This is a genomic window from Haliscomenobacter sp. (assembly GCF_041740695.1).
Taxonomy (GTDB): domain Bacteria; phylum Bacteroidota; class Bacteroidia; order Chitinophagales; family Saprospiraceae; genus Haliscomenobacter.
Genome location: NZ_JBGSLK010000132.1, coordinates 23,399 through 45,332, shown reverse-complemented (window position 1 = coordinate 45,332; position 21,934 = coordinate 23,399). Strand labels below are relative to the sequence as shown.

At 48.3% G+C, this 21,934-nt stretch carries 20 protein-coding genes; 12 read left to right on the top strand and 8 right to left on the bottom strand.

What is annotated here, in order from left to right:
* The first annotated feature begins 2 nt into the window (after positions 1-2).
* Together ACEW9O_RS26240 and ACEW9O_RS26235 are read left to right on the top strand one after the other, a co-directional pair.
* Positions 3-248, top strand: a complete 246-nt coding sequence (locus tag ACEW9O_RS26240; protein ID WP_373553196.1) for a hypothetical protein — start codon at positions 3-5, stop codon at positions 246-248.
* 13 nt (positions 249-261) lie between these two features.
* A complete protein-coding gene (locus ACEW9O_RS26235) occupies positions 262-705 on the top strand; it encodes a DUF3291 domain-containing protein (RefSeq protein WP_373553195.1) in 444 nt (147 codons plus the stop codon).
* Here ACEW9O_RS26235 and ACEW9O_RS26230 read toward each other — a convergent pair.
* Positions 683-922 (bottom strand): hypothetical protein, encoded by a 240-nt coding sequence (locus tag ACEW9O_RS26230; protein WP_373553194.1) that lies wholly within the window; start codon positions 920-922, stop codon positions 683-685. The genes ACEW9O_RS26235 and ACEW9O_RS26230 overlap by 23 nt on opposite strands.
* A 136-nt stretch (positions 923-1,058) precedes the next feature.
* Between ACEW9O_RS26230 and ACEW9O_RS26225 the strand changes: the two genes are divergently transcribed.
* On the top strand, positions 1,059-3,053 hold the full coding sequence (locus tag ACEW9O_RS26225) for an alpha-L-arabinofuranosidase C-terminal domain-containing protein (protein WP_373553193.1): 1,995 nt from the start codon (positions 1,059-1,061) through the stop codon (positions 3,051-3,053).
* A 133-nt stretch (positions 3,054-3,186) separates the two neighbouring features.
* On the opposite strand, the gene ACEW9O_RS26220 is transcribed toward ACEW9O_RS26225, so the two are convergent.
* The 5 genes from ACEW9O_RS26220 to ACEW9O_RS26200 all read right to left on the bottom strand — a co-directional run bounded on the left by ACEW9O_RS26220 (position 3,187) and on the right by ACEW9O_RS26200 (position 13,670).
* Positions 3,187-4,674 carry a glutamate synthase subunit beta gene (locus tag ACEW9O_RS26220; protein WP_373553192.1) on the bottom strand — a complete coding sequence of 496 codons (1,488 nt, stop codon included), beginning with the start codon at positions 4,672-4,674 and terminating at the stop codon, positions 3,187-3,189.
* Between the two features lie 185 nt (positions 4,675-4,859).
* Positions 4,860-9,392 (bottom strand): glutamate synthase large subunit, encoded by a 4,533-nt coding sequence (gene gltB, locus ACEW9O_RS26215; RefSeq protein WP_373553191.1) that lies wholly within the window; start codon positions 9,390-9,392, stop codon positions 4,860-4,862.
* A 618-nt stretch (positions 9,393-10,010) separates the two neighbouring features.
* On the bottom strand, positions 10,011-10,994 hold the full coding sequence (locus ACEW9O_RS26210; RefSeq protein ID WP_373553190.1) for an alkaline phosphatase D family protein: 984 nt from the start codon (positions 10,992-10,994) through the stop codon (positions 10,011-10,013).
* Positions 10,995-11,232: 238 nt separating this feature from the next.
* Positions 11,233-12,222 (bottom strand): Gfo/Idh/MocA family protein, encoded by a 990-nt coding sequence (locus ACEW9O_RS26205; protein ID WP_373553189.1) that lies wholly within the window; start codon positions 12,220-12,222, stop codon positions 11,233-11,235.
* A gap of 140 nt (positions 12,223-12,362) precedes the next feature.
* On the bottom strand, positions 12,363-13,670 hold the full coding sequence (locus ACEW9O_RS26200; RefSeq protein ID WP_373553188.1) for an amidohydrolase: 1,308 nt from the start codon (positions 13,668-13,670) through the stop codon (positions 12,363-12,365).
* A gap of 199 nt (positions 13,671-13,869) precedes the next feature.
* Between ACEW9O_RS26200 and ACEW9O_RS26195 the strand changes: the two genes are divergently transcribed.
* From ACEW9O_RS26195 to ACEW9O_RS26155, 9 genes are all read left to right on the top strand, one after another.
* Positions 13,870-14,070 (top strand): hypothetical protein, encoded by a 201-nt coding sequence (locus tag ACEW9O_RS26195; RefSeq protein WP_373553187.1) that lies wholly within the window; start codon positions 13,870-13,872, stop codon positions 14,068-14,070.
* A 155-nt stretch (positions 14,071-14,225) separates the two neighbouring features.
* A complete protein-coding gene (locus tag ACEW9O_RS26190) occupies positions 14,226-14,906 on the top strand; it encodes a hypothetical protein (protein ID WP_373553186.1) in 681 nt (226 codons plus the stop codon).
* A 322-nt stretch (positions 14,907-15,228) separates the two neighbouring features.
* Positions 15,229-15,441 carry a hypothetical protein gene (locus tag ACEW9O_RS26185; protein ID WP_373553185.1) on the top strand — a complete coding sequence of 71 codons (213 nt, stop codon included), beginning with the start codon at positions 15,229-15,231 and terminating at the stop codon, positions 15,439-15,441.
* 41 nt (positions 15,442-15,482) lie between these two features.
* The gene (locus tag ACEW9O_RS26180; RefSeq protein WP_373553184.1) at positions 15,483-15,695 is read left to right on the top strand and encodes a hypothetical protein; all 213 of its coding nucleotides are present in this window, start codon (positions 15,483-15,485) and stop codon (positions 15,693-15,695) included.
* A gap of 377 nt (positions 15,696-16,072) precedes the next feature.
* Positions 16,073-16,615, top strand: a complete 543-nt coding sequence (locus tag ACEW9O_RS26175; RefSeq protein WP_373553183.1) for a peroxiredoxin family protein — start codon at positions 16,073-16,075, stop codon at positions 16,613-16,615.
* Entirely contained in the window at positions 16,593-18,788 is a 2,196-nt protein-coding gene (locus ACEW9O_RS26170) for a peptidase domain-containing ABC transporter (RefSeq protein ID WP_373553182.1), read from the top strand. The genes ACEW9O_RS26175 and ACEW9O_RS26170 overlap by 23 nt, the downstream gene beginning before the upstream one ends.
* A 43-nt stretch (positions 18,789-18,831) precedes the next feature.
* Positions 18,832-19,050 (top strand): hypothetical protein, encoded by a 219-nt coding sequence (locus tag ACEW9O_RS26165; RefSeq protein WP_373553181.1) that lies wholly within the window; start codon positions 18,832-18,834, stop codon positions 19,048-19,050.
* 89 nt (positions 19,051-19,139) lie between these two features.
* Positions 19,140-19,832 carry a galactosamine-6-phosphate isomerase gene (locus ACEW9O_RS26160; protein WP_373553180.1) on the top strand — a complete coding sequence of 231 codons (693 nt, stop codon included), beginning with the start codon at positions 19,140-19,142 and terminating at the stop codon, positions 19,830-19,832.
* 88 nt (positions 19,833-19,920) lie between these two features.
* The gene (locus ACEW9O_RS26155) at positions 19,921-20,442 is read left to right on the top strand and encodes a YfiT family bacillithiol transferase (protein WP_373553179.1); all 522 of its coding nucleotides are present in this window, start codon (positions 19,921-19,923) and stop codon (positions 20,440-20,442) included.
* 119 nt (positions 20,443-20,561) lie between these two features.
* Here the strand turns inward: ACEW9O_RS26155 and ACEW9O_RS26150 are convergent, their stop codons facing one another.
* Both ACEW9O_RS26150 and ACEW9O_RS26145 read right to left on the bottom strand, forming a co-directional pair.
* Positions 20,562-20,984 carry a hypothetical protein gene (locus tag ACEW9O_RS26150; protein ID WP_373553178.1) on the bottom strand — a complete coding sequence of 141 codons (423 nt, stop codon included), beginning with the start codon at positions 20,982-20,984 and terminating at the stop codon, positions 20,562-20,564.
* A gap of 120 nt (positions 20,985-21,104) precedes the next feature.
* On the bottom strand, positions 21,105-21,842 hold the full coding sequence (locus tag ACEW9O_RS26145; RefSeq protein WP_373553177.1) for a hypothetical protein: 738 nt from the start codon (positions 21,840-21,842) through the stop codon (positions 21,105-21,107).
* Positions 21,843-21,934: the final 92 nt, after the last annotated feature.

Below are 21,934 nucleotides of genomic sequence, written 5' to 3'. Positions count from 1 at the left end.
CCATGACAACTTATGAAATGATTTTGGAAAAAGGTATTGAAAAAGGTATCGAGCAAGGTATCGAGCAAACTTTAAACGCTGCCGCCCGAGAAATGATCTTAAACGGATGCACTGATCAATTCGTCATGACCATTCTTCATGTGGAACTAGCGTTTATTGAAAAGGTTAGAACAGAGCTCCTAGATGAGCAAAACAAACAAAATAACAATCCAGAATTGCCCAATTCTGATGAGTTTTCTGATAACTGATTCAGGATCATCCATGTCTAAACACCTCGCTCAAATCAACATTGGTCGCCTACTCGCACCCATCGACGATCCACTCATTGCCGACTTCGTCCGGCAGCTCGACGACATCAATGCCCTTGCTGAAAGCAGTCCGGGCTTTGTATGGCGCTTGAAAGATGATAACGGCAACGACGCCACCCAAATCAATGTATTTGGCGATCCATTGATCATCGTCAACATGTCGGTGTGGGAAAGTATTGAAGACTTGAAGAACTTTGCGTACAAATCCGCGCATGTGCAGGTTTTTCGGGATCGGGCGCGCTGGTTCGAGAAGATGGATGTGGCGCACATGGCTTTGTGGTGGGTGCCCGTTGGAGCAATGCCTACGGCTGAAGAGGGGCGGGATCGGCTGTTGTATTTGCGGGAGAATGGGGAGTCGGAGCAGGTGTTTACGTTTAGGAGTTTGGGAGGAAGGTAACTTCATCGATCAATTCACTTAAACTAACACCCTGTATTTCACCTCTTTTGATTTGACGAACTTCCCGAAAAGCCTCTTTAAGCTTCGCTTTGAAGGCCAATAAATCTTCCATACGTTTTATTTCATGGATCAAATTTTCCCAATCTTGTACGGAGACCTGGACAAAGACCTTCTGTCCTTGGGTGTCAACCACATAATTCGCTTCAGGCAGTATCATAATCCCAACATTTGAATGCAAAATACTAGAATCCGATCATTGATACAAGGCCGCAAAGCCCAATGCCTTCTTTCCCTCAACCAAACTAATAAAATTTTTTAAGTTTGTCTATTCATCAACGATTGACAAACGAAACATGAAAATACCAGTCCTTTTTTTCCTTCTCCTGCTGCAAGTGGCCCAGGTTTTTGCCCAAAACAAAGCCGTCTTTTCCGTACAAGCGGACAAACCCGGCGCTGCCGTTTCACCCACCATGTGGGGCGTCTTTTTTGAAGACATCAACCTCGGAGCCGATGGAGGCATGTATGCCGAGATGATCAAAAATCGCTCTTTTGAATTTTTTAAACCCCTGATGGGTTGGCAAATCCGCAGTAGCAAGTCGACGGGGACGCTCAATTTTGGAGCAAACCTGCTGATGATCAATCGGCCAGAAAAATCAGAAACCAACCCGCGCTACCTACAAGTTACCCTTAAAAATACAGCTAAAGATAGCCTGGGTTTGACCAATGAAGGTTTCCGGGGCATGGGCATCAAAAAGGGACTGCGTTACGATTTTTCCGTACTCTACCGTTTGCAAAGTGGGAACGCCAAAATCCATCTGGAATTGGTCACCGAAAAGGGCGAAATCATTGGCTCGAGCCAGTTCACCCCAAAAAACACGGGCGACGTATGGCAAAAGGGTGAAACCAGTTTTACCGCTAATGCTACCGAACCCAAAGCCAAACTCAACATCTGGTTTGAAGGCACGGGGGTGTTGGATGTAGACATGCTCTCCCTTTTCCCCGGCGATACCTGGAAAGGACGCAAAGGTGGCCTACGTGCCGACATGATCCAAATGTTGGCTGATTTGAAGCCTGGTTTCGTTCGATTTCCTGGAGGTTGCATCGTGGAAGGCCATGACCTTTCGGTGCGCTATCAGTGGAAACGTACCATTGGCCCAGTGGAAGATCGGAAACTCGTGATCAACCGCTGGAATTATGAATTTGCACATCGCCCTACTCCGGATTATTTCCAAACTTTTGGTCTGGGTTTTTACGAATATTTCCAAATGGCCGAAGACATTGGCGCTGAACCCCTGCCGATTCTGAACTGCGGCATGGCGTGCCAATTCAACTCAGCTGAAGTTGCACCCTTGGGAGACCTGGCGCCTTATGTCCAGGATGCTCTGGATTTGATCGAGTTCGCCAATGGTTCCACTTCAACGAAATGGGGCAGAATGCGCGCCGACATGGGTCACCCCGCTCCCTTCAATCTCAAAATGCTCGGGGTAGGAAACGAAAACTGGGGCCCACAATACATCGAACGCCTGAAAGTATTCCAGGCGGCCATAAAGCGGGAGTACCCCAACATCAAGCTGGTGTGCAGCAGTGGCATCAACCATAGTGGAGAATTGTTTGACTACCTCAATGGAGAATTGCGCGGAATGAAGGCTGAATTTATCGATGAGCACTACTACAGCCGCCCAGAATGGTTTTTGGCCAATGCCAAACGGTACGATAGTTACGACCGCAAGTCCGTTTCTAAAGTTTTTGCAGGAGAATACGCCGGGCAAAGTGACAAAACGGTCAGTGTCAACAACAAAAACAACTGGCGGACTGCCTTGGCGGAAGCTGCCTACATGACTGGGCTAGAGCGCAACGCGGATGTGGTGCAAATGGCTTCTTACGCGCCGCTCTTTGGCCATGTTGATGGCTGGCAATGGAAACCGAACCTGATTTGGGTCGACAACTTAAAAACCATGCCCACCCCGAATTATCACGTACAAAAGTTATATGCCAATTACAAGGGGAGCCAGATAGTGCCAATTTTGTACAAAGATAAATTGCCCGCTACGGGGCAGGATAGCCTTTACGCTTCGGCTACATTGGACCAGGCCAGCAACGAGTTGATCATTAAAATTGTGAACGCTTCGGCTAAAGCCCAGACTACGGAAGTGAACATTGATGGAGTGAAAAAGGTGGATGCGAAGGCGAAGTTGATCACCTTGCAAAATGACAACTTGGAGGCAGAGAATACGATAGAAATGCCAGGGGTAGTTGCGCCTGTGGAGAAGGAGATCGAGACGAAGGGGAAGAAAATGGAATTGGAGGTAAAAGGGTATTCGTTTTCGGTGATCCGGGTGAAATTGTAGGGGCAACCCTGTGTGGTTGCCCTTAACACCCGGTGATCGCATTCAAAATGCGATCACCGGGGTAACAAAATATATTGTAAACGGCAACGAGGTGTGGTTAACCACACATAGGGTCAACCACGTAGGGTTGCCCCTACGACTCCTCAATTTCGTGCAACATCAGCGGCGAATCCTCCTTCGCCTCCAAGCCCGAATGCCCCATCAGGAACAAATCTACCTGACGTGCACACTCCCGACCTTCGGAAATGGCCCATACCACCAGGGATTGACCCCGGCGCATGTCTCCTGCTGCAAAGACTTTTTTATTGCTGGTTTGGTATTTCTGCTCGGTCGCTTTGACGTTGCCACGCTCGTCCAGTTCTACGCCCAATTGTTCGAGCATGCCCTGGTGTTGTGGGTGTACAAAGCCGATGGCCAGTAGTGCTAAATCACAAGGGATGATTTGCTCGGAGCCGGGCACTTCCTGGAAAGAATAACGGCCACTTGCTTTATCCATGCCCCATTCTACTTTCACCAATTCCAATTGCTTCACGTTGCCTTGTTCATCGCCAATGAATCGTTTGGTTTGGATGGCCCATTGGCGGTCACAACCTTCAACGTGAGAAGAAGAAGTCCGCAAAATCATCGGCCAGTTGGGCCAGGAATAAGGATCACGTTCTTTGGGCGGTTTGGACAACAATTCGATTTGAGTAATTGAGGCGGCCCGATGGCGATTGGAAGTTCCCACGCAGTCTGCCCCGGTATCTCCACCACCAATCACAATGACGTGTTTATCCGTGGCCCAAATATCGTCCGCTGAAGGCAATTGATCGCCAGACTGGCGGCGGTTGCTTTGTTCCAGGAAGTCCATCGCAAAATGAACACCTTTAAGTTCCCGGCCAGGGATGGGTAAGTCGCGTGGAATGGTGGAACCACCAGCCAAGACCACTGCATCAAAATCATTGAGCAATTGTTTGGCTTCGATGTCTACACCAATGTTGGTATTGACCCTAAACACTACACCTTCCTGCTCCATAACCCCTACGCGGCGCTCAATCACCCATTTTTCCAACTTGAAGTCTGGAATGCCGTAACGCAATAAGCCACCAACCCGGTCTTTGCGCTCAAACAAGGTGACTTCATGGCCGGCCTTATTCAATTGTGCAGCGGCACCTAAGCCAGCAGGGCCAGAACCGACCACAGCTACTTTTTTACCGGTGCGTTGGGCGGGAATCTGCGGTCTCACGTAGCCTTTTTCGAAGGCCAATTCTGCAATTGACTTTTCAATGTGCTCGATGGCTACGGGTGGCTGGTTGATGCCCAGTACACAAGCGGCTTCACAGGGTGCCGGACAAATGCGTCCAGTGAACTCCGGGAAGTTGTTGGTGCTGCTCAGAATTTGGTAAGCCTCGTCCCAGTTTTCCTGGTATACCGCGTCGTTGAATTCAGGGATGATGTTGCCCAATGGACAACCGCTGTGGCAAAAGGGTACCCCACAGTCCATACAACGTGAAGCCTGGTCAACCGTTTTTTCGGCTGAAAACGGCTCGTAAATTTCGCGATAATCGCTGATGCGCTCTTCGGGTTTGCGTGAAGAGGGGAGTTCGCGAGTATGTTTGAGAAATCCTTTTGGATCTGCCATTGGTTTACTTTTTCTCCCCACGGCTAAAGCCATGGGCTGGTTCCCACGAATAAATTCGTGGGTTGATTCTTGTTTGGTGCCTCCCACGGATAAATCCGTGGGTTGGCGATATCTCTTAGGCGGTGGAAGGCCATCACACTCACACGTTCACACCTTCACACCCAAACCCGTTCTTGTGGGTTGGCTTAAGAAACTAAAGCTGGTTTGATGTCAACTTTCATCTTCTCGGCGCGCTTGGCGAGTACGGCTTTGTAATCGCGGGGCATCACTTTGGTGAAAAACTGGCGTTCAATATCCCAGTTTTCGAGCATTTCGCGGGCCACTTTACTACTGGTGCAGCTAAAGTGGTTGCGCAACATGCGGCGCAGCAAGTCGAAGTCTTCGTCTTCCATCGGGTCGAGGTCGACCATTTCGGTGTTGACGCGTTTTTCGAATGCACCAAGTGGGTTGTAAACGTAAGCCACACCACCACTCATTCCAGCGGCGAAGTTTTTACCCGTTTCACCAAGTACCACTACTACACCGCCGGTCATGTACTCACAGCCGTGGTCGCCTATGCCTTCTACTACCGTTTTTACGCCAGAGTTGCGCACACAGAAACGTTCACCTGCCATACCTTTGATGTAAGCTTCGCCGGAAGTTGCGCCATAGAAGGCCACGTTGCCAATGATGATGTTTTCTTGTGGTTCGAATTTGGCCTCACGGTCGGGTACCACAATCAGGCGGCCACCGGAAAGCCCTTTGCCAAAATAGTCATTGGCTTCACCTTCCAGCGTAAATTGTAAGCCTGGTGCGGCGAAAGCACCAAAACTTTGGCCAGCGGAACCCCTGAAACGGTAATCAATCGTGGCGTCGGGCAAACCTTTGCCTTTGTAGCGCTTTGATACTTCGTTGGAGAGCATTGCACCCACTGCACGGTCGGTATTTTGAATCGGGAAGATTGAACTCACTTTTTGGCCATTCTCCAAAGCCAGTTTGGCTTGGTAAATCAACTTACGGTCCAAAACACTGGCAATGCCGTGGTCTTGTTCTACCCGCTTGTATTGCCCTACGTTCTCATCTACTGGTTGTTTGAACAAGATGGCGTTGAGGTCTACCTGGCGGTATTTCCAATGGTGTACATTGTTGCGCAAGCGCAGCAACTCGACCTTACCCACCATTTCGTTGATGGTGCGGAAGCCCAATTGCGCCATAATTTCACGCAAGTCTTCAGCGAGGAAGCGGAAGAAGTTGATGACGTGTTGAGGATCACCATTGAAACGTTTGCGCAATTCAGGATCCTGAGTAGCAATCCCTACAGGACAGGTGTTGACATGGCACTTGCGCATCATGATACAACCTTCTACTACCAAGGCAGCAGTAGCTACACCCCATTCTTCGGCACCTAAAAGTGTTGCGATGGCGATGTCTTTACCGGTACGCAATTGACCATCGGTTTGTACCACTACCCGGTCGCGCAGTTTGTTGCGCAGCAGGGTTTGATGGGTTTCGGCGAGGCCAAGTTCCCAAGGTAATCCCGCATGGCGAATCGAGGTGAGTGGAGAAGCTCCGGTACCCCCGTCGTGACCCGAGATCAAAATGGCATCGGCATGCGCCTTGGCTACTCCGGAGGCAATGATGCCCACTCCGGCTTTGGACACCAACTTCACATTGATGCGGGCAGCAGGGTTGGCATTTTTGAGGTCAAAAATGAGCTGCGCCAAATCCTCGATGGAATAAATATCGTGGTGCGGTGGCGGCGAAATCAGACCTACCCCTGGGGTGGAATGACGTACGCGGCCAATCCATTCATCCACTTTATGGCCGGGCAATTGCCCCCCTTCACCAGGTTTGGCACCTTGGGCCATTTTGATTTGTAATTCAGCAGCATTGGTCAGGTAATAGCTGGTTACCCCAAAACGGCCTGAAGCCACCTGTTTGATGGCCGAACGTTCCCAATCGCCATTTTCTTTAGGTTCGAAGCGGATCTCGTCTTCACCTCCTTCTCCACTGTTGCTTTTGCCGCCAATACGGTTCATGGCAATGGCCAGAGTGGAGTGCGCTTCGTGAGAAATCGACCCAAAGGACATGGCCCCGGTAGCAAATCGCTTCATGATGTTTTCCACTGGCTCCACTTCCTCAATTGGAATGGGGTTACCCTTGCGGAAAGTCAACAAACCCCGTAGCGTCAGCGCCTGTTCGGTTTGTTCATTGATGATGGCAGCAAATTTTTTGTACTCCTGGTAATCGTTCTTACGCGAAGCAACCTGCAGGTGGTGGATGCTCTTGGGGTTAAACAAGTGAGCTTCCCCCCGGCGTTTCCACTGATACACCCCACCTACGTCCAGTTGAGCACCGGGTACCGGGCTTTCGGGATAGGCAAAGGAGTGACGCGCCAGTACTTCTTCGGCAATGCCGTCGTAACTGATGCCCTGGATGCGGGACACCGAACCGACAAAACATTTTTCAACCACTTCTTTGGAAATACCCAAAATCTCAAAGATTTGGGCACCCTGGTAAGATTGTAGCGTTGAAATCCCGTTTTTAGACATCACCTTGAGGATGGATTTGCCGATGACCTTATTGAAGGTATCGATCATTTTTTCCAACTTCATGCTAGCATCCAAATGCCCCAATTCCCGCTGCTGGGCAATGGTTGCGTAGACCATGTATGGATTCACACAAGTGGCACCGTAACCGATCAGGGTACAGAAATGATGCGTTTCGCGAATGTCCCCAGCTTCAACGACTATTGAAGTCAAAGTGCGCAAACCACGACGAATCAGGTGGTGATGCACCGCACCAATGGCCAGAAGGGAAGGCACAGGGGCATGTTTTTCATCCACATGGCGGTCGGAAAGGATCAGGATATTGGCACCCTGGCGCACCAGGTCTTCTGCTTCGGCACAAATGTTGTCAACGGCTGCTTTGAGGCGGCCTTCTTGTCCGTCAGCCCGGAACAGGATATTGATGACTCCTGATTTGAAGTAACCTTCTTCGAGGTATTTCACCCGGTTGAGTTCCCCGTTGGTGATGACCGGGCTTTCCAGGTGGATGAAACGGCCACGCTCAGGTACCAAATCCAGGTGCTTGGGGTTCCCACCCAACATGGCGAACAAGGACATCACCGAACGCTCCCGGATGGGGTCGATTGGTGGGTTGGTTACCTGGGCAAACAATTGCTTGAAGTAGTTGGATAGGTGCTGCGACTGGTGTGAGAGTACCGCCAATGGTGTATCTGCTCCCATGGAGCCAAGTGGTTCCAGACCATCGCTTACCGTTGGGTTGATCAATACCTTGATGTCTTCTTTGCTGAAGCCAAAAAGTTGTTGATTGCGCAGCAAACTTTGCTCGTCCATTTCTACCGTGCCCGGGATGTTTTCTGGCAGGTCGGCCAAAGTCAGGCGGTGCTCCTTGAGCCAATCCCGGTAAGGCAAACGTTGGCAGATGACACTTTTTAGTTCTTCATCGCCTACAATGCGGCCTTCGTCCAAATCGGCAATCAACATTCTACCTGGTTGCAGGCGGCCTTTTTTCACCACTTTGGATTGGTCTACAGGCAAGGCACCAGCTTCGGAAGCTACGATCAAGGTATTGTCTTCCATCAAGCAGTACCGCGAAGGTCGCAGACCATTGCGGTCGAGGGTAGCACCTACCAAAATACCATTGGTAAAACAAATCGAAGCGGGGCCGTCCCAAGGCTCCATGATGGTTTTGTGGTATTCGTAGAAAGCTTTTTTGTAATCCTCCATGGTGTCGTCGTGCTCCCAGGCTTCGGGAATCATCATCATCAGGGCATGGGGCAAGGAATAACCACTCATCACCAGGTATTCCAACACGTTGTCGAAATTGCCAGAATCGGAAAGGTCATCGCCACAAATGGGCTTGATCAATTCCAATTCTTCATCGGAAAAAATTTCCGACATCAGGTTTTTTTCCTTGGACTGCCACCAATTCAGATTCCCTCTTACTGTGTTGATTTCACCGTTGTGGGCAATGTAGCGGAAGGGTTGTGCCAATTTCCACTTCGGCACCGTATTGGTTGAAAAACGGGAGTGAATCAGCGCAATGGCTGATTTCAGGTCCGCGTCCTGTAAATCCAAAAAGTAAGGGCGCAGCTGATACGTGGTCAACTGGCCCTTGTATACAACAGTTTTGTATGAAAATGAGGCGATGTAAAAGTTTTCCTTCACATGAGGGAAAACTTTGTAGATGTTGTGGATGACAAACTTGCGCAGGATGTACAAACGCCGCTCCAAAGCCTGCAATTCCATTTCCTGCTTGGGTTTGACAAACACCTGCTCCACACGTGGTTCCGTCGCCACTGCGGATTCGCCCAACAACTCATGATCGGTGGGCACTTTGCGCCAGCCGATCACTTCAAATCCACATTCATCGATGTAATCCTGAAACAATACCCGACACTCCTGGCGTTGCGCCCGATCCATGGGGAAGAAGACCATACCTACGCCGTATTTACCAAAATCGGGGAGGTCGAACTTTAATTCCCGGCATTTTTTCACAAAAAATTCATGAGGAGTTTGGATGATGATACCGGCACCATCCCCGGTATTGGGTTCACAACCACAAGCCCCGCGGTGCTCCATATTGGCCAACATGGTGAGGGCGTCCTCGACCAGTTCATGGGATTTGATGCCATTGAGATTGGCCATCAAACCTGTGCCACAAGAGTCTTTTTCCAACTGCGGAACGTACAAACCTTCATTGGTCTCCTTCATATACAAAACTGTTGTCTGATCAATAAAAAATATCTTTAACGCAATGGGTTTAGCAGTAGGGCAAAAATAAGTGTTCATTTTTTTGAGCCCCTCAAGTTGAAATTGGGTTGCTGAAGCAGCAGTATGGTTAGAGCTAATCGGGACTTAGGTCGCTAAGTTCTTTGGTGATTTAAAAAGAATAGGCTAAAAAAATTGGAAATAATTTGGTTGTAAGTTGGCTAGTAAGCACACGTCGCTGTCAAGTTAGAACTTCAAAAATATTGCATGGAACTTGAAAAGCCAATTGCAAGGAATGAAAAAAGTGTACGAAACCGTTAATTTAAATCTTTTTTCTCCGACACTTAACCACAAAATATGCAAAAAAATGGAGTTTTTTTAAAAATTTTTCAAAGCTAAGATTAAAATAATAATTTGTAGCCAAAGCAAATCACCTCCTTTGGATTCAAGTTTTGCGAAAAGCTACCAAAAATTATTTTCTTTTTCGAGAAAAGCCCCAAAGCACAAGGCCAAACTAAAACCGTAATTTGCTACAATTCCAAAAATGCAAATGGCCTGCTCAAAGAGCAAGCCATAAGACGTGGGAATTAGAGGGAGTTTGGTTGCCCGGTTAGGAATGGGCTAAAATTCAATTTTAAAAAATTCGACATTGTCCAAGCCGCGGGCTTCCATCGTGATTTTAGGGGGCGCCTCCGACCAATCGATGCGCAGAACGCCAAAACTGCGTTGATTGACCAAAGGGGAAACCCGGAAACGATTGGGTTCCACAATATTGCTTACGTAGGAGTGCGTAAGGCCACTAGAAGTGAAGTCGTACAGTGGATACTCCAGACCTGGCAGCTCCATTTTGGATACTTCTGAAATATGGCGATCACCGCTGATTAGCATGGTTTTGACGGGTTTAATTTGCGCCAATAAATCCAGCAACCGTTTGCGGGCAAGCGGGAAGTTGGCCCATTTTTCAAAAGCGTGTTCATCGTGGATGAACTGGATGCCGCAGCCAATGATATTGATTTGTGCGGTACTGTTGCGCAATTCTGCTTCCAGCCATTTCCATTGTGCCTCGCCCAACATATCGCCTGTTTCATTGATGAAATAGCGTGGAGTGCCCCCTGGATTGGCCTTCAGTTCGTCGCGAAAATAACGACCATCCAATAAGATGAATTTGACCTGACGCCCTGCTGGCCCGATTGTATACGCTTGATAGGCACCTTCGTGTTTCCAGACGGGATTGGAGTGAGGAATATCCAAAAACTTCAGCATCAACTCTTTGCTCTGCCGCCTTTTGGGATAAGTTTTATCACCGTCATTTATGCCGTAATCATGGTCGTCCCAAATGCCCATGATCGAACTTTGCTCGCGCAATTTGTTATAGCCTGGCTCGCTCCGTACTTTATGGTACATCTTAGCCATTGCCTGCATATCATTGGTGTCAGCGTATATGTTGTCGCCCAACCATACCCACAAATCGGGCTGATTCAATAAGATGGGGTTCCACATGGCCTGATCCTTTTCCTGGTTGTTGCAGGAACCAAAGGCAATCGTGCTTAGTTGTTGTTGGAAATCTATGGGACGATCAACTGCCTTGTTAGGAGTAGTTGACACAGGAGGCGTGCTACCTTGCGCCCCAAGTGTGGTTAACAGGCATACAAAACAAAGGAGGGAACAAAAGTTTTTCATAAGCAGCTTCTGGTATGCAAACCTATTTTCTGCAAACGTTTGCAATGTACAGCCGATCTGCTGATACAATCCAAAATTTCCGTATTTCAGCAAGAATTTCGGGGTTTTCGGTAAGAATTTTAAGTTTTTTGGTAAAACTATTTTTACAAAATTCACAGATTTTTTATTCAACATTTTCCATGGGGAAACTCAAGCCAATTTGCCGACGAATTTCATCCAAAAGCTCCATCCTGGCCAGCGTATAATCCAGCTCCAGACCGGGACTTTCGGTGAGCCCTGCCGACACGCAGCGCATGACTTCCTGTGCTTCGAAAGTATAACCGTGTACCTCTTGATTGAATTGGAAAAATTCGGGACGTTTCCCTTCGCGCAATAAACTCATTGAGGTCATTTCGTGAAAACGACTGTGAAAATGGATGGTACCGGTTTCCCCATAAATAAAGGCTTCAGATTTGGTGCCCATCCGGATGGTGGTGTGGAGGTGGGAAAGGGCTCCGTTTTGGTGCCGTAAGATGATGGCCGTATCTTCATCAACTCCGGTAGAACCAATGTAGGCTTTAGCAGTCACTTCAGTGGGCATTCCCAGTACCAGCGTCGACAAAAAGAGCGGGTATACTCCAATGTCCAACAATGCGCCACCCCCTAATTCTGGATTGAACAAACGCCCCTCAGGCTCAAACGGAGGTTTAAAACCAAAATCAGCTTTTACCCCCAGAATTTCGCCAATTTGCCCCTCCGCAATGAGTTGCAACATTTTTTGAGTGGTGGGCAAAAAACGCGTCCAGAAGGCTTCCATCAAAAAAGTTTGCTGGGTGCGGGCCTCCTGCACCATTTGTCGGGCTTCGTGGATATTGATGGAAAATGGTTTTTCACACAACACTGGAATTTGATGCGCCAGGCAGAACAAGGTATTCTCGCGGTGTAAATTATTGGGCGTCGCAATGTATACCGCATCAAGATCGGGGCACTGGATGATGTCTTCATAGGCACCATAACAATGACTGGCGCCATACTGCCGCGCAAATTCAGTAGATCGGTCCATATCTCGCGAAGCTACCGCCGTGAGTTTAGCACCCGGTGTTTTAGCCAAATCTGCTGCAAATTTGTGGGCGATGCGCCCCAGGCCGATGATGCCCCAGTTGAAAGTATCCATTCTAGTTGAGGAGTTGAGAAGTTGAGGGAAGTTGAGGAAGGTTTAGGAAGGTTTAGGCTGCCGCGAGCGATTTTGGCAAAGTCCTTGTCAAAATCGCTCGCGGTAGCCTCAACCTTCTCAACCTCCCTCAACCTTCTCAACTATTTCTTGAATAGTTGCAAAGCCGCTTCACTCATTGCCGCTACCCCCGTTTTGATGGTGGGTTCAGGTACCGGACAAAAGAGCGAAGAGTGCAATGATGGCAATTGGATTTCACCTTTGGCGGCTTTTTCAGCCTGTAAGGGTTCTTGAGTGCCGAGCCAAAACAGGAAAATGGGCACTTTTTCTGGGGTACGACCAAACAGCGCAAAATCTTCACCCGCCATGGAAGGTTCTACTTCCTGGATTTGAGCGGCACCAAAGGTAGTTTTAAAATGATTAACTACCCGCTCGGTTAAAGCGGGATCATTGTAAGTGGAAGGGGTTTCTTCGGGGCGCATGGTGAGTTTGGGAAATTTACTTTCGGGCAAACCCGCAGCGATCGCCTCGCCCCGGCAAATCCGGCCAATTTTTTCAATCGTATTTTTGCGTACCTGGTCCGAATAAGAGCGCATGGTCAGTTGCAACTGCACCTCATTGGGAATGACATTGCCCTTAGCACCGCCGTGAATGGCGCCAACGGTGACCACCGCAGGTTCCAATGGGGATGTTTCCCGACTGACGATGGTTTGTAACGTGGTGATGATTCGGGCAGACAACACGATGGGGTCGATGGTGGTGTGCGGATAAGCGCCGTGCCCGCCTTGACCATAAACGGTGATGTCCATGAAGTCGACGTTGGCTAAAGTGTATTCCTTGCGAAAACCGATTCGACCAGCCGCCAGAGTTGGACTAACGTGGATGGCGAGAGCGTAGTCTGGTTTCGGGAATTTGCTGTACAGACCTTCTTTCAACATGGCCTTGGCACCACCGCTGCGCTCCTCAGCGGGCTGGCCTACCATGATCAGCGTACCGCTCCATTTGGATTTCATTTTGGCCAGGGTACGGGCCGCTCCCGTCCATACGGTCATGTGTACATCGTGGCCACAGGCATGCATGACGCCAACGGTATTGCCACTTTCATCTTTGGTTTTTACCTGACTGGCGTAGGTTTTGCCCGTTTCTTCCACTACGGGTAAGGCATCCATATCGGCACGGATGAGCACGGTAGGGCCGGGGCCGTTTTTCAGGATGCCTACCACTCCAGTACCGCCAAAGTTTTCGGTCACCTGGAAACCTGCTTGCCGCAATTCTTCGGCGAGGCGCTTGGCGGTATTGGTTTCGTAAAAAGAGAGTTCGGGATTTTGGTGGAGGTGGAGGTAGAGTTTTTCCAAGTGTGGATAATCCTGGCTGCTGAGGTCTTTGGCTGTTTGTGCGATCAAAGGCGTGCAAAACAGGAGACAAAATATAGCGTAAATGGTATGGCGCATGGATGAAAATTTTCAGGCGGGCAAAATAAGGAAAAAGGGGGATTATATTGCCTAGGGTGGAAAAGGATATTCATAGAATGAGATCAGTGATTCTGTTAAAATTAAAAACAAGGTCTATAAAAATTATCCCGGCGTCTTGATTGTTAAAATTAATGCGATTATATTGACGATGATTACTAACCCAATAATCTGTTTCTGTATGAGTGCTGGCAAAACCCGCGACCTACTGGCGCAGGAGTATGGTGTAAGCCGTCCTACGTTTTACAGTTGGTTAAAAAGAGCCGGAATAGTTCTCCCTGCTCGTGTTCTCTTATCCCCTTCTGAAGTAGAGTTGGTCTACATCAAGCTAGGGAAACCCAATCTCAAAACCGACCATACCCCTTCAAGGGCGGGCCGGTAAAACCTGAACATTGTTTTATTAAAAAAATGACACCTCACTACTCAGTGGGGTGTTTTTGTTTGAGGGGCTTTACAAACCTTTACAAATTTTGACAAACTTTTACAAAATGGGAATTTGGAGTGCTGTAATTTTGTGATAGACAAAACAGCAAAACAATGTCTCAAGTAATCAATATAAATCCAAACAAACAGACGAATCGCGATGGTGTATGGGGGCTGCGCACCTGGGAAACCTTTGGGGTGCTGTGCTTTGTGTCGCTACTGGTGTTTTTCATCCAGGATCAGGTGATCATGACCAAGGAGGTGTATTACCATATACTGGGTGAGCAGTTGGATGTGGAGCGTATTGATGCTTTGTTGGGTTTGCAGGCCAAGTGGAAGTGGGTCGGGTATGTGTTGATTCCGGTGGTACTTTTGGTGCAGATGGCTTGTATTGCAGCGTGTATGTTCATTGGAGCGATTTTGCTGGATTGGAGGATTTCCTATCGCAGTTTTTTTACGTTGGTGGTGCGCGCCATGACGGTGATTGCGGTCGGCAAAGTGTTACAAACCTTGATTTTGCTGCTCAGCAACATCCAAAGCTTGGAGGACATTTATCGAGCGGATTGGTTTTCGCTGCTGGGTTGGTTGGGCAAGGAGAATATCCCGGAGTTGTTGCTTGTACCCGTGAGCTTTGTGAATGTGTTTGAGGTATTGTTTTGGGTGCTGCTGGTGGCGGGGGTTCGGCAATTGAGTGAGCGAAGAGGCGGCTTGGGTTTTGTAGCTGCGACTTATGGCGTGGGTGTGGTGCTGTGGTCTTTGTTTTTGGTGTATTTGCAGGTGAATTTTGGCTCCTAGTGGGGAGTTGAGATAAGGTATTCCTCGGCGCGCGAGAGGGATTTATCAAATTAAAGTACGTTCTAAATGGTGACTTGGCAGGGCTATGCGGTCTTGTTCATTGCTATTAGCATCCCAAACGCTACTTACAACCCTATGCCTGTTCGCCGACATCCTGCTTTGGTGGCTGTTTGTGGTCTTTATAAAGATGACAATGAACTCATTCTGGACAAAAATCCCAGAGCACAGAAAGAATAGGTTGCGCAACCGACGGAGCCGAATTATCCTGGCAGCTCCTAAAAGAAGGTTCGGGAATATTTTTTACACTAAAAACCAATAAATTATGAATGCTTTGTCTTTTAAACAGATGGAAGTGATTAATGGGGGAGGAATTAGTTGTGGTGAAGGCTGGGGGATTGCGGCTGGTCTTTTTGTAGGAGGACTGGCAATTGCGACTTTAGTTACGGGAGGGGTCGCGGCTGGAGCAGTGCTGGCAGCTTGGGCAGTAGTTCCTGGTGCACCGATAGCAGGTATTAACTGTATTGGCAAACGATAGCAGGTATTAACTGTATTGATAATTAACAAAAAATTAATGCAATGAGAAAGTTAAATGTCAATGAAATTGCCATTTTAGAAGGTGGTAGTAAATTTCTTGATGGGTTTTGTGTTACTGTGGCAGCAGTTGATGCAGGTATAGGTTTAGCCGTTTTGGCTGGCGCTACCGTTGCAACTGGAGGAGCTGCAGCTTGGGTTTGGGGTGGAATTAATGTGGGGTGTGCTGTTTACGGTGGCATCCAATTATTTAAGTGATTTGTTCTGAACTCATTTTTCAATTAATCGCCAGCAATTCTTATTTTCATGTTGATGGTGCATATTAATTATTAATGTGTAAAAATTTGAATATGATTTTTTCAACCATTGACTTGATTGGAGGAATTGCTGGTATCTAATATAGTCAAAAATATGAATACCAAAAGAATTGTATTCGGGGTAATGGCATTGGTTATGATGGTATCGGTTCTAATGTTACTCAAGGTAATCGAGCCAAACTACTATTACATTGCTACATCATTTTTATTTGCAGCTTTCATTTTTTTGTGGCGTGGGGGAACAAGAAAAAGCGGGAATTGAAAAAAAATTCCTTCCTTCGATTTCAAAGTAATAAGGAAAATCCAAACTATTAACATGTGAGAACCCTCAACCCACGCCCCCTGCTTCTCTTCCTCCTAGTCACCTTCCTCTCAGCAGTGATATTTCTCCTGCTGCGCAAAACCATCGAAGCCCAGTCCAGGAAAAAGCAGGTCATGGCCCAAACCGCCCAACGCCCCGCCAGGCTACCCTTTCAGCCCCTGGCTCCCTTCAGCTATCCCCCAAACAAACAGTCCAGTATCATCTTTTATTTCCATCCCGAATGCGACCATTGCAACTACGAAGCAGAGGCCATCCAAAAGCAGTTGGATGACTTCCGCTCCACTCAATTGATCTGGATCAGCGCCGCCGATAGCAGCAGCATTCGCCATTTTGCGCAGGAACACCAACTGGATCAAGCGCCCAATGTACACTGGATGAGCGATACTGCCGATGTATTTGTGCACAGCTTTGGCTCCAGCTCGGTGCCCTCGGTATGGATATACGGCCAGGATGGCCAATTGTTGAAGCACTACAAAGGTGAAACCAAACCCGCCGCGCTGTTAAAATACCTACACAATGAACCCAAAACTCGCCACTAAAGCCCACCAGCGCCAGCACGACCAAAGCGACTGCGGGCCCGCTTGCCTGCTCAGTGCCTTGCGTTTTCATACCGCTACTGCTCCCTTGGAGCGCCTGCGCGAATGGAGTGGCACTTCCACCCAGGGTACCACTTTGTTGGGGCTTTTGCAAGCTGCCCAGCGAGTGGGCTTTGAGGCCGATGGCTACGAGGCGGATGTGCAGAGCCTACAAGACTGCGCCGATTTGTGTATCCTGCACGTCATCAAGGAGCAACACCTCCAGCATTTTATCCTTTGTTATGGCTGGGATGCCCAGCGGGGCACTTTTTTGATCAGTGATCCCGCCGAGCCTCACACTACCTGGATGAGCCCGGAAGCCCTGCTGAACATTTGGCAAAGCAAGGCCCTGCTCTTGCTGAAGCCTACCGAAAAATTACCCCAAACCACTGCCCAACAATTCAACAAACGGCGCTGGTTTTGGAATCTGGTGCGCGAAGACGTACCCATTCTGAGTATGGCGCTGGCGTTGGGACTTGTGGCCTCCATCCTGAGCCTGGCCTTGGCGCTGTTTTCTCAAAAACTGGTGGATCAGATTATTCCCCAGAAAGATGCCACCCGGCTGCTGCTGGGCACCGGGCTCTTGTTCTTTTTATTACTGGCCCGAGCAGGCATGGGCTTCATCCGACAAATTTTGTTGCTGCGCCAAAGCCGGGAGATGAACCTGCGCCTCACTGGCAGTTTTTACCAAAGCCTGTTGCATTTGCCCAAGGCTTTTTTTGACAACCGCAAAACGGGTGACCTCATTGCTCGCCTCAACGATACCCAACGCATCCAGCGCACCGTAGCTGCTCTGGCGGGTAGTGCCTTGATTGAGGTCCTGAGTTTGTTTACCGCCCTGGGTTTTCTATTTGTGTACAGTTGGCAAGTGGGTTTGGCTGCGCTGCTGTGGTTGCCGCTGTTTTTGGGGGTGGTGTGGCGTTTTCATAAGCCCATTTTGCAACAACAACGCCAAACCATGGCCACCTATGCCTTCACCGAAAGCCATTACATCGATACGATCCAGGGCGTGGGAGTGATCAAAATCGCCAATCGACAGGATGTATTTGCACGCGTCACCCAAAACATTTTTGGGGTATTTCAGCAAACCTTGTACCAATTGGGGCTGACGGGAGCTAGGTTTGGACTGGTAGCCGAGGCCATCGGCACGCTGTTTTTGGCGGGTGTGATTGCCTGGGCGGGCTGGCAAACCTTGCAGGGGGGATTGAGTACAGGTGGCTTGATCGCGCTGCTGCAAATGGCGGCGGCGCTGGTGGCCGCAGCGGCACAATTGTCGTCCGCAAATCTGCTGCTGCAAGAAGCCCGGGTGGCTTTTGACCGCATGTACGAGTTTGCTGCCTTGGATACTGAGTACGAATTAGAAGCAGAGCAACCTAGGGCAGGCATCCAGCAATTTGAGGAATTGCGGATAGAAAATCTGGCCTTCCGTTTTCCGGGTCGCAAGCGCTTGCTGGAGGATATTGACTTTCAGGTGCGCCGAGGAGAATGGATCAGCATTCTGGGCGAAAGTGGTTGTGGCAAAAGTACACTCTTGCAGATTTTGCAAAAATTCTACCCCGCTGAAGCAGGCCAAATCAAGGTGAATGGGCTGGATTTGGACTTGTTGGGCTACGAAAATTGGCGGGCTAAACTGGGCGTGGTGCCCCAGGAGATCAAACTCTTCAATGGCACTTTGCTGGACAATATTTTGCTAGGCGAAGAGCTAAAAGACCCAGAGGCATTGCAGGCATTTTTTACGGCCTACGGTTTTGATCCCTACTTCGCTCAATTCCCGAATGGCTACGCGACCCTACTGGGCGAGGAGGGCGTGAACCTTTCTGGGGGCCAAAAGCAGTTGGTCGCGCTAGCACGTGCCTTGTACCGCCAGCCTGAACTCCTGCTGCTGGATGAACCTACCGCCGCACTGGATCGGGATACGGAGGGTTTTGTATTGCAGCTATTGACCCAACTGAAATCCCAAATGGGCATCATTGTACTTACTCACCGCCTGCGCACGGCCCGCGCTGCGGATCGGGTGTATGTGATTGAAGCAGGGCGAATTGGGGCAATGGGGGATCATGAGAGGCTGTTGCTGAGTGATAATTTGTATAGCCGGGCCTGGTATGATTTGGTGGGTGGGGAAGCAATTTCAGTTTGACAATCGAGCAGAAAAAATTTAAATTGAATAGAAATAGAATATTATGAACAACCGTAAATTTAAGACTTGGGAATTACTGATTGTATGTTGGGCGGCTTTGAGCGGACTAGCTTATTTGTTGAAACTTTGGGATAGCCCTTTGGCGATCGTGATTGATGCTCCCTGGTTCAGGTTAAATCATGTTGTATCTTTTGGTGCATTTTTGGTGATGATGCACTTACGGGGGCGTCGCGAGAAACAAGAAGCGGAACAATTACCTTAGATTTGAAGCTTTGTCTGGATTTTGATCGGGATAGTGAGTTGCTCAAGTATTTTTAGGGCATTAATAGGATCAGGTTAAAAATTTACCCTATGCACATTCAACACTTTGACTCAGAAACAGCCCTTGCCGCAGCAGCCAGCCAAATCATTCTCCAGGCCATTCAAAAGAAACCCGATCTGTTGCTTTGTGCTGCCACAGGCAATACGCCTACAGCTACCTACCAAAATCTGGTTGCCCAACGCACACTTTTTCCAAGCAATAAACTGCGCATTTTCAAATTGGACGAATGGGGTGGTGCTCCCATGGATCATCCGGGCACTTGTGAAGCGTATCTTCAGGAGCACTTGTTACAACCTTTAAACATTCTTGCGGATCGCTACTTTTCCTTCCAAAGCAATCCAGCAGATCCGCAACAAGAATGCACTAGAATTCAAAAACTGCTGCAAAAAGAGGGCCCAATCGATTTGTGTGTACTTGGACTGGGGATGAATGGTCATCTGGCCTTCAATGAACCTGGAGCGTTTTTGCAGCCGCATTGCCACATTGCCCAACTTACTGAAGATTCACTAGGGCACAGCATGGCAAAGGACATGCAAGGTGTAAAATTGTACGGCCTGACCCTTGGAATGAGTGATATTTTGGCGGCCAAGGAAGTTTTATTGCTCATTTCAGGGCAGACAAAAGTAGAGATCACACAGCGGCTAATGGAAGCTAAAATCAGCACCCAATTGCCCGCTTCTTTTTTGTGGTTGCACTCCAATGTGCAAGTTTTGATTCAATGATTTTTCTACCCCTATTGCTTTATTCCTTTATTTTTTAAAATTTTGAAGTCCTGCTTTTAATTGTTACACCCAAACATACACTCAAACTATGTCTACAGACCTATCTTCTCTGCAGTACCCGGTTGGCAAATTTGTCAAGCCGGAAACCGTTACACCCGCCATGATTCAGGAATGGATCGCTTACCTTGAGAAATTCCCGCAGGTATTTCGGCAAACTGCCGAATCTTTAAGTGCAAAACAGTTGGATAGTCCTTATCGGCCCGATGGTTGGACGGGGCGCCAGGTGATTCACCACATCGCCGATAGCCACATGAATGCGTATGTTCGCTTCAAATTGTCTTTAACCGAAGATTTTCCGACCATTAAACCTTATATGGAAGACCGCTGGGCGACCTTACCGGATTCCAAATTACCGATCGAGGTGTCCTTGAGGATTCTGGAGGATGTCCATACCCGTTGGGTTTGTATTTTAAAGGACATCAAAGATTGGGAAAACCAGGGCTATTATCATCCGGAATTTGGCACGGTGAAAAACCCGTTGGGGAAGGTATTGGCGTTGTACCATTGGCACAGTCGGCACCATTTGGGGCATTTGGAGTTGTTGAAATAGAGGACACAAAGCGACATTTTTAAGCACAAAGGACACAATGGCAGCACAAAGGACACAAAGTTAGACGTTGACGACACTTTGTATTTGCACGGTCTTTGTGTTCTTTGCGCTTAAACCATTTAAGTCCAGGCCTGACCGATGGTCACCTTGATTTCCGGGGTGATTTTGATTTTCATGCGCACAATCAGTGGATCGTTCAGCGGATTTGCGGTGCTGCGGTACAAGGAATAAGTGCTTTTGATGGTGGTGAAAACGGAGACCATCGCGGCACTACCCTTGTTTTCTTTCAAAATTTCATCCAGCCTTTCGGGTGAAAAATCTTCATGCTTGCCGCGCATTTCTACTTCCAGAGATGGGCTGAGGGCTACAGTCAAGGAAAAATTGACCATTTCCAACCCATATGCTTGCATACGTGGGAAAATGCGCAGCCACTCTTCAATCATTTGGTAGCCGCGTTCTTTGGCGTTTTCGCCTAGGCTACCTGCTTGATCCATGATGGCGTCGGAGGCCTCTTGGAATGCTTTTTTCAGTCGGTCGATCATGATAAAAGGTTTAGGAAGGTTGAGGAAGGTTGAGGAAGGTTGAGGCTTCTCAAGCGGCATTGTCAACGTCGCCTGCGGAGCCTCAACCTTTCTACACCTCCCTCAACCTACTCAACTTTCTTAAAAACTAATTTGTCCTTCTAATTTGGCTTTTCCTTCCATGATGTCCAACATGGAATTCTCGATGGTTACGGTATTGCCGTCAATTTTGGCGTTGGCCATTTTGACTTTTTTCACCCGATTGGGAAGGTGGTAGATGGTGGTGTACTTGGCGGTACCCATGAACATTTTCATCATTTCGAGGTCTTCTCCGCTGGGCTGATTCTCGGCTTTGGGTGTGGGGAGGCGAGTGAGCGATTTTTTCGCCAGTTTAAAAGCGACCCCGGCAGGTGTTAAACCTTCCGTAGGCATTCCGCCCATTTCACCAGCACCTTCTTTCATCAAGGTCCCCAGGTTTTTGTAGAAAAACTCGATGTCTTCCATTTTGTCAAAGTCGAGGCTCATTTGCATGACCAGTTTTTTCTCGGACTCGCTCATTTTCATGGTCATTTTGGCTTTGTCCCAAAATTTGGCGTCTCCCGTTTGTTCCTTAAGATCGGCGGGCATGTCTTTGAAGTAAATGGTGGTATCTTTTTCCATTTTATCCATGCCTAACTTTTTCTGGGCATCTGCATCTGCACCAGCTTGGTTCATTAGGTCTTTTAGCGAACCCAATTGTAGGATGGAACTCATGTCGATGGTCAGAGAGTACAAACCTTTGCCATTTTTATTGAGGGTCATTTCTTCAATGATGTTGATACAACCCGATAATAAAAATGAAACGGATAGCAGCAATCCAAAGACTACTAGTTTTTTCATGTCAGTTGTGTTTTTGGCAATTAAGTAACGCAGAAAAATTAACTTCCCGATTTGGGTTTTGAATAGGAAGTCGAACGGTTCATTTCAAGTGA

What these genes read in the sequence shown, in the direction of transcription:
- ACEW9O_RS26240 (WP_373553196.1), top strand. Translation starts at nt 3, where the DNA reads ATGACAACTTATGAAATGATTTTGGAAAAAGGTATTGAAAAAGGTATC.
- ACEW9O_RS26235 (WP_373553195.1), top strand. Translation starts at nt 262, where the DNA reads ATGTCTAAACACCTCGCTCAAATCAACATTGGTCGCCTACTCGCACCC.
- ACEW9O_RS26230 (WP_373553194.1), bottom strand. Translation starts at nt 922, where the DNA reads ATGATACTGCCTGAAGCGAATTATGTGGTTGACACCCAAGGACAGAAG.
- ACEW9O_RS26225 (WP_373553193.1), top strand. Translation starts at nt 1,059, where the DNA reads ATGAAAATACCAGTCCTTTTTTTCCTTCTCCTGCTGCAAGTGGCCCAG.
- ACEW9O_RS26220 (WP_373553192.1), bottom strand. Translation starts at nt 4,674, where the DNA reads ATGGCAGATCCAAAAGGATTTCTCAAACATACTCGCGAACTCCCCTCT.
- gltB (WP_373553191.1), bottom strand. Translation starts at nt 9,392, where the DNA reads ATGAAGGAGACCAATGAAGGTTTGTACGTTCCGCAGTTGGAAAAAGAC.
- ACEW9O_RS26205 (WP_373553189.1), bottom strand. Translation starts at nt 12,222, where the DNA reads ATGGATACTTTCAACTGGGGCATCATCGGCCTGGGGCGCATCGCCCAC.
- ACEW9O_RS26200 (WP_373553188.1), bottom strand. Translation starts at nt 13,670, where the DNA reads ATGCGCCATACCATTTACGCTATATTTTGTCTCCTGTTTTGCACGCCT.
- ACEW9O_RS26195 (WP_373553187.1), top strand. Translation starts at nt 13,870, where the DNA reads ATGAGTGCTGGCAAAACCCGCGACCTACTGGCGCAGGAGTATGGTGTA.
- ACEW9O_RS26190 (WP_373553186.1), top strand. Translation starts at nt 14,226, where the DNA reads ATGTCTCAAGTAATCAATATAAATCCAAACAAACAGACGAATCGCGAT.
- ACEW9O_RS26185 (WP_373553185.1), top strand. Translation starts at nt 15,229, where the DNA reads ATGAATGCTTTGTCTTTTAAACAGATGGAAGTGATTAATGGGGGAGGA.
- ACEW9O_RS26180 (WP_373553184.1), top strand. Translation starts at nt 15,483, where the DNA reads ATGAGAAAGTTAAATGTCAATGAAATTGCCATTTTAGAAGGTGGTAGT.
- ACEW9O_RS26170 (WP_373553182.1), top strand. Translation starts at nt 16,593, where the DNA reads ATGAACCCAAAACTCGCCACTAAAGCCCACCAGCGCCAGCACGACCAA.
- ACEW9O_RS26165 (WP_373553181.1), top strand. Translation starts at nt 18,832, where the DNA reads ATGAACAACCGTAAATTTAAGACTTGGGAATTACTGATTGTATGTTGG.
- ACEW9O_RS26160 (WP_373553180.1), top strand. Translation starts at nt 19,140, where the DNA reads ATGCACATTCAACACTTTGACTCAGAAACAGCCCTTGCCGCAGCAGCC.
- ACEW9O_RS26155 (WP_373553179.1), top strand. Translation starts at nt 19,921, where the DNA reads ATGTCTACAGACCTATCTTCTCTGCAGTACCCGGTTGGCAAATTTGTC.
- ACEW9O_RS26150 (WP_373553178.1), bottom strand. Translation starts at nt 20,984, where the DNA reads ATGATCGACCGACTGAAAAAAGCATTCCAAGAGGCCTCCGACGCCATC.
- ACEW9O_RS26145 (WP_373553177.1), bottom strand. Translation starts at nt 21,842, where the DNA reads ATGAAAAAACTAGTAGTCTTTGGATTGCTGCTATCCGTTTCATTTTTA.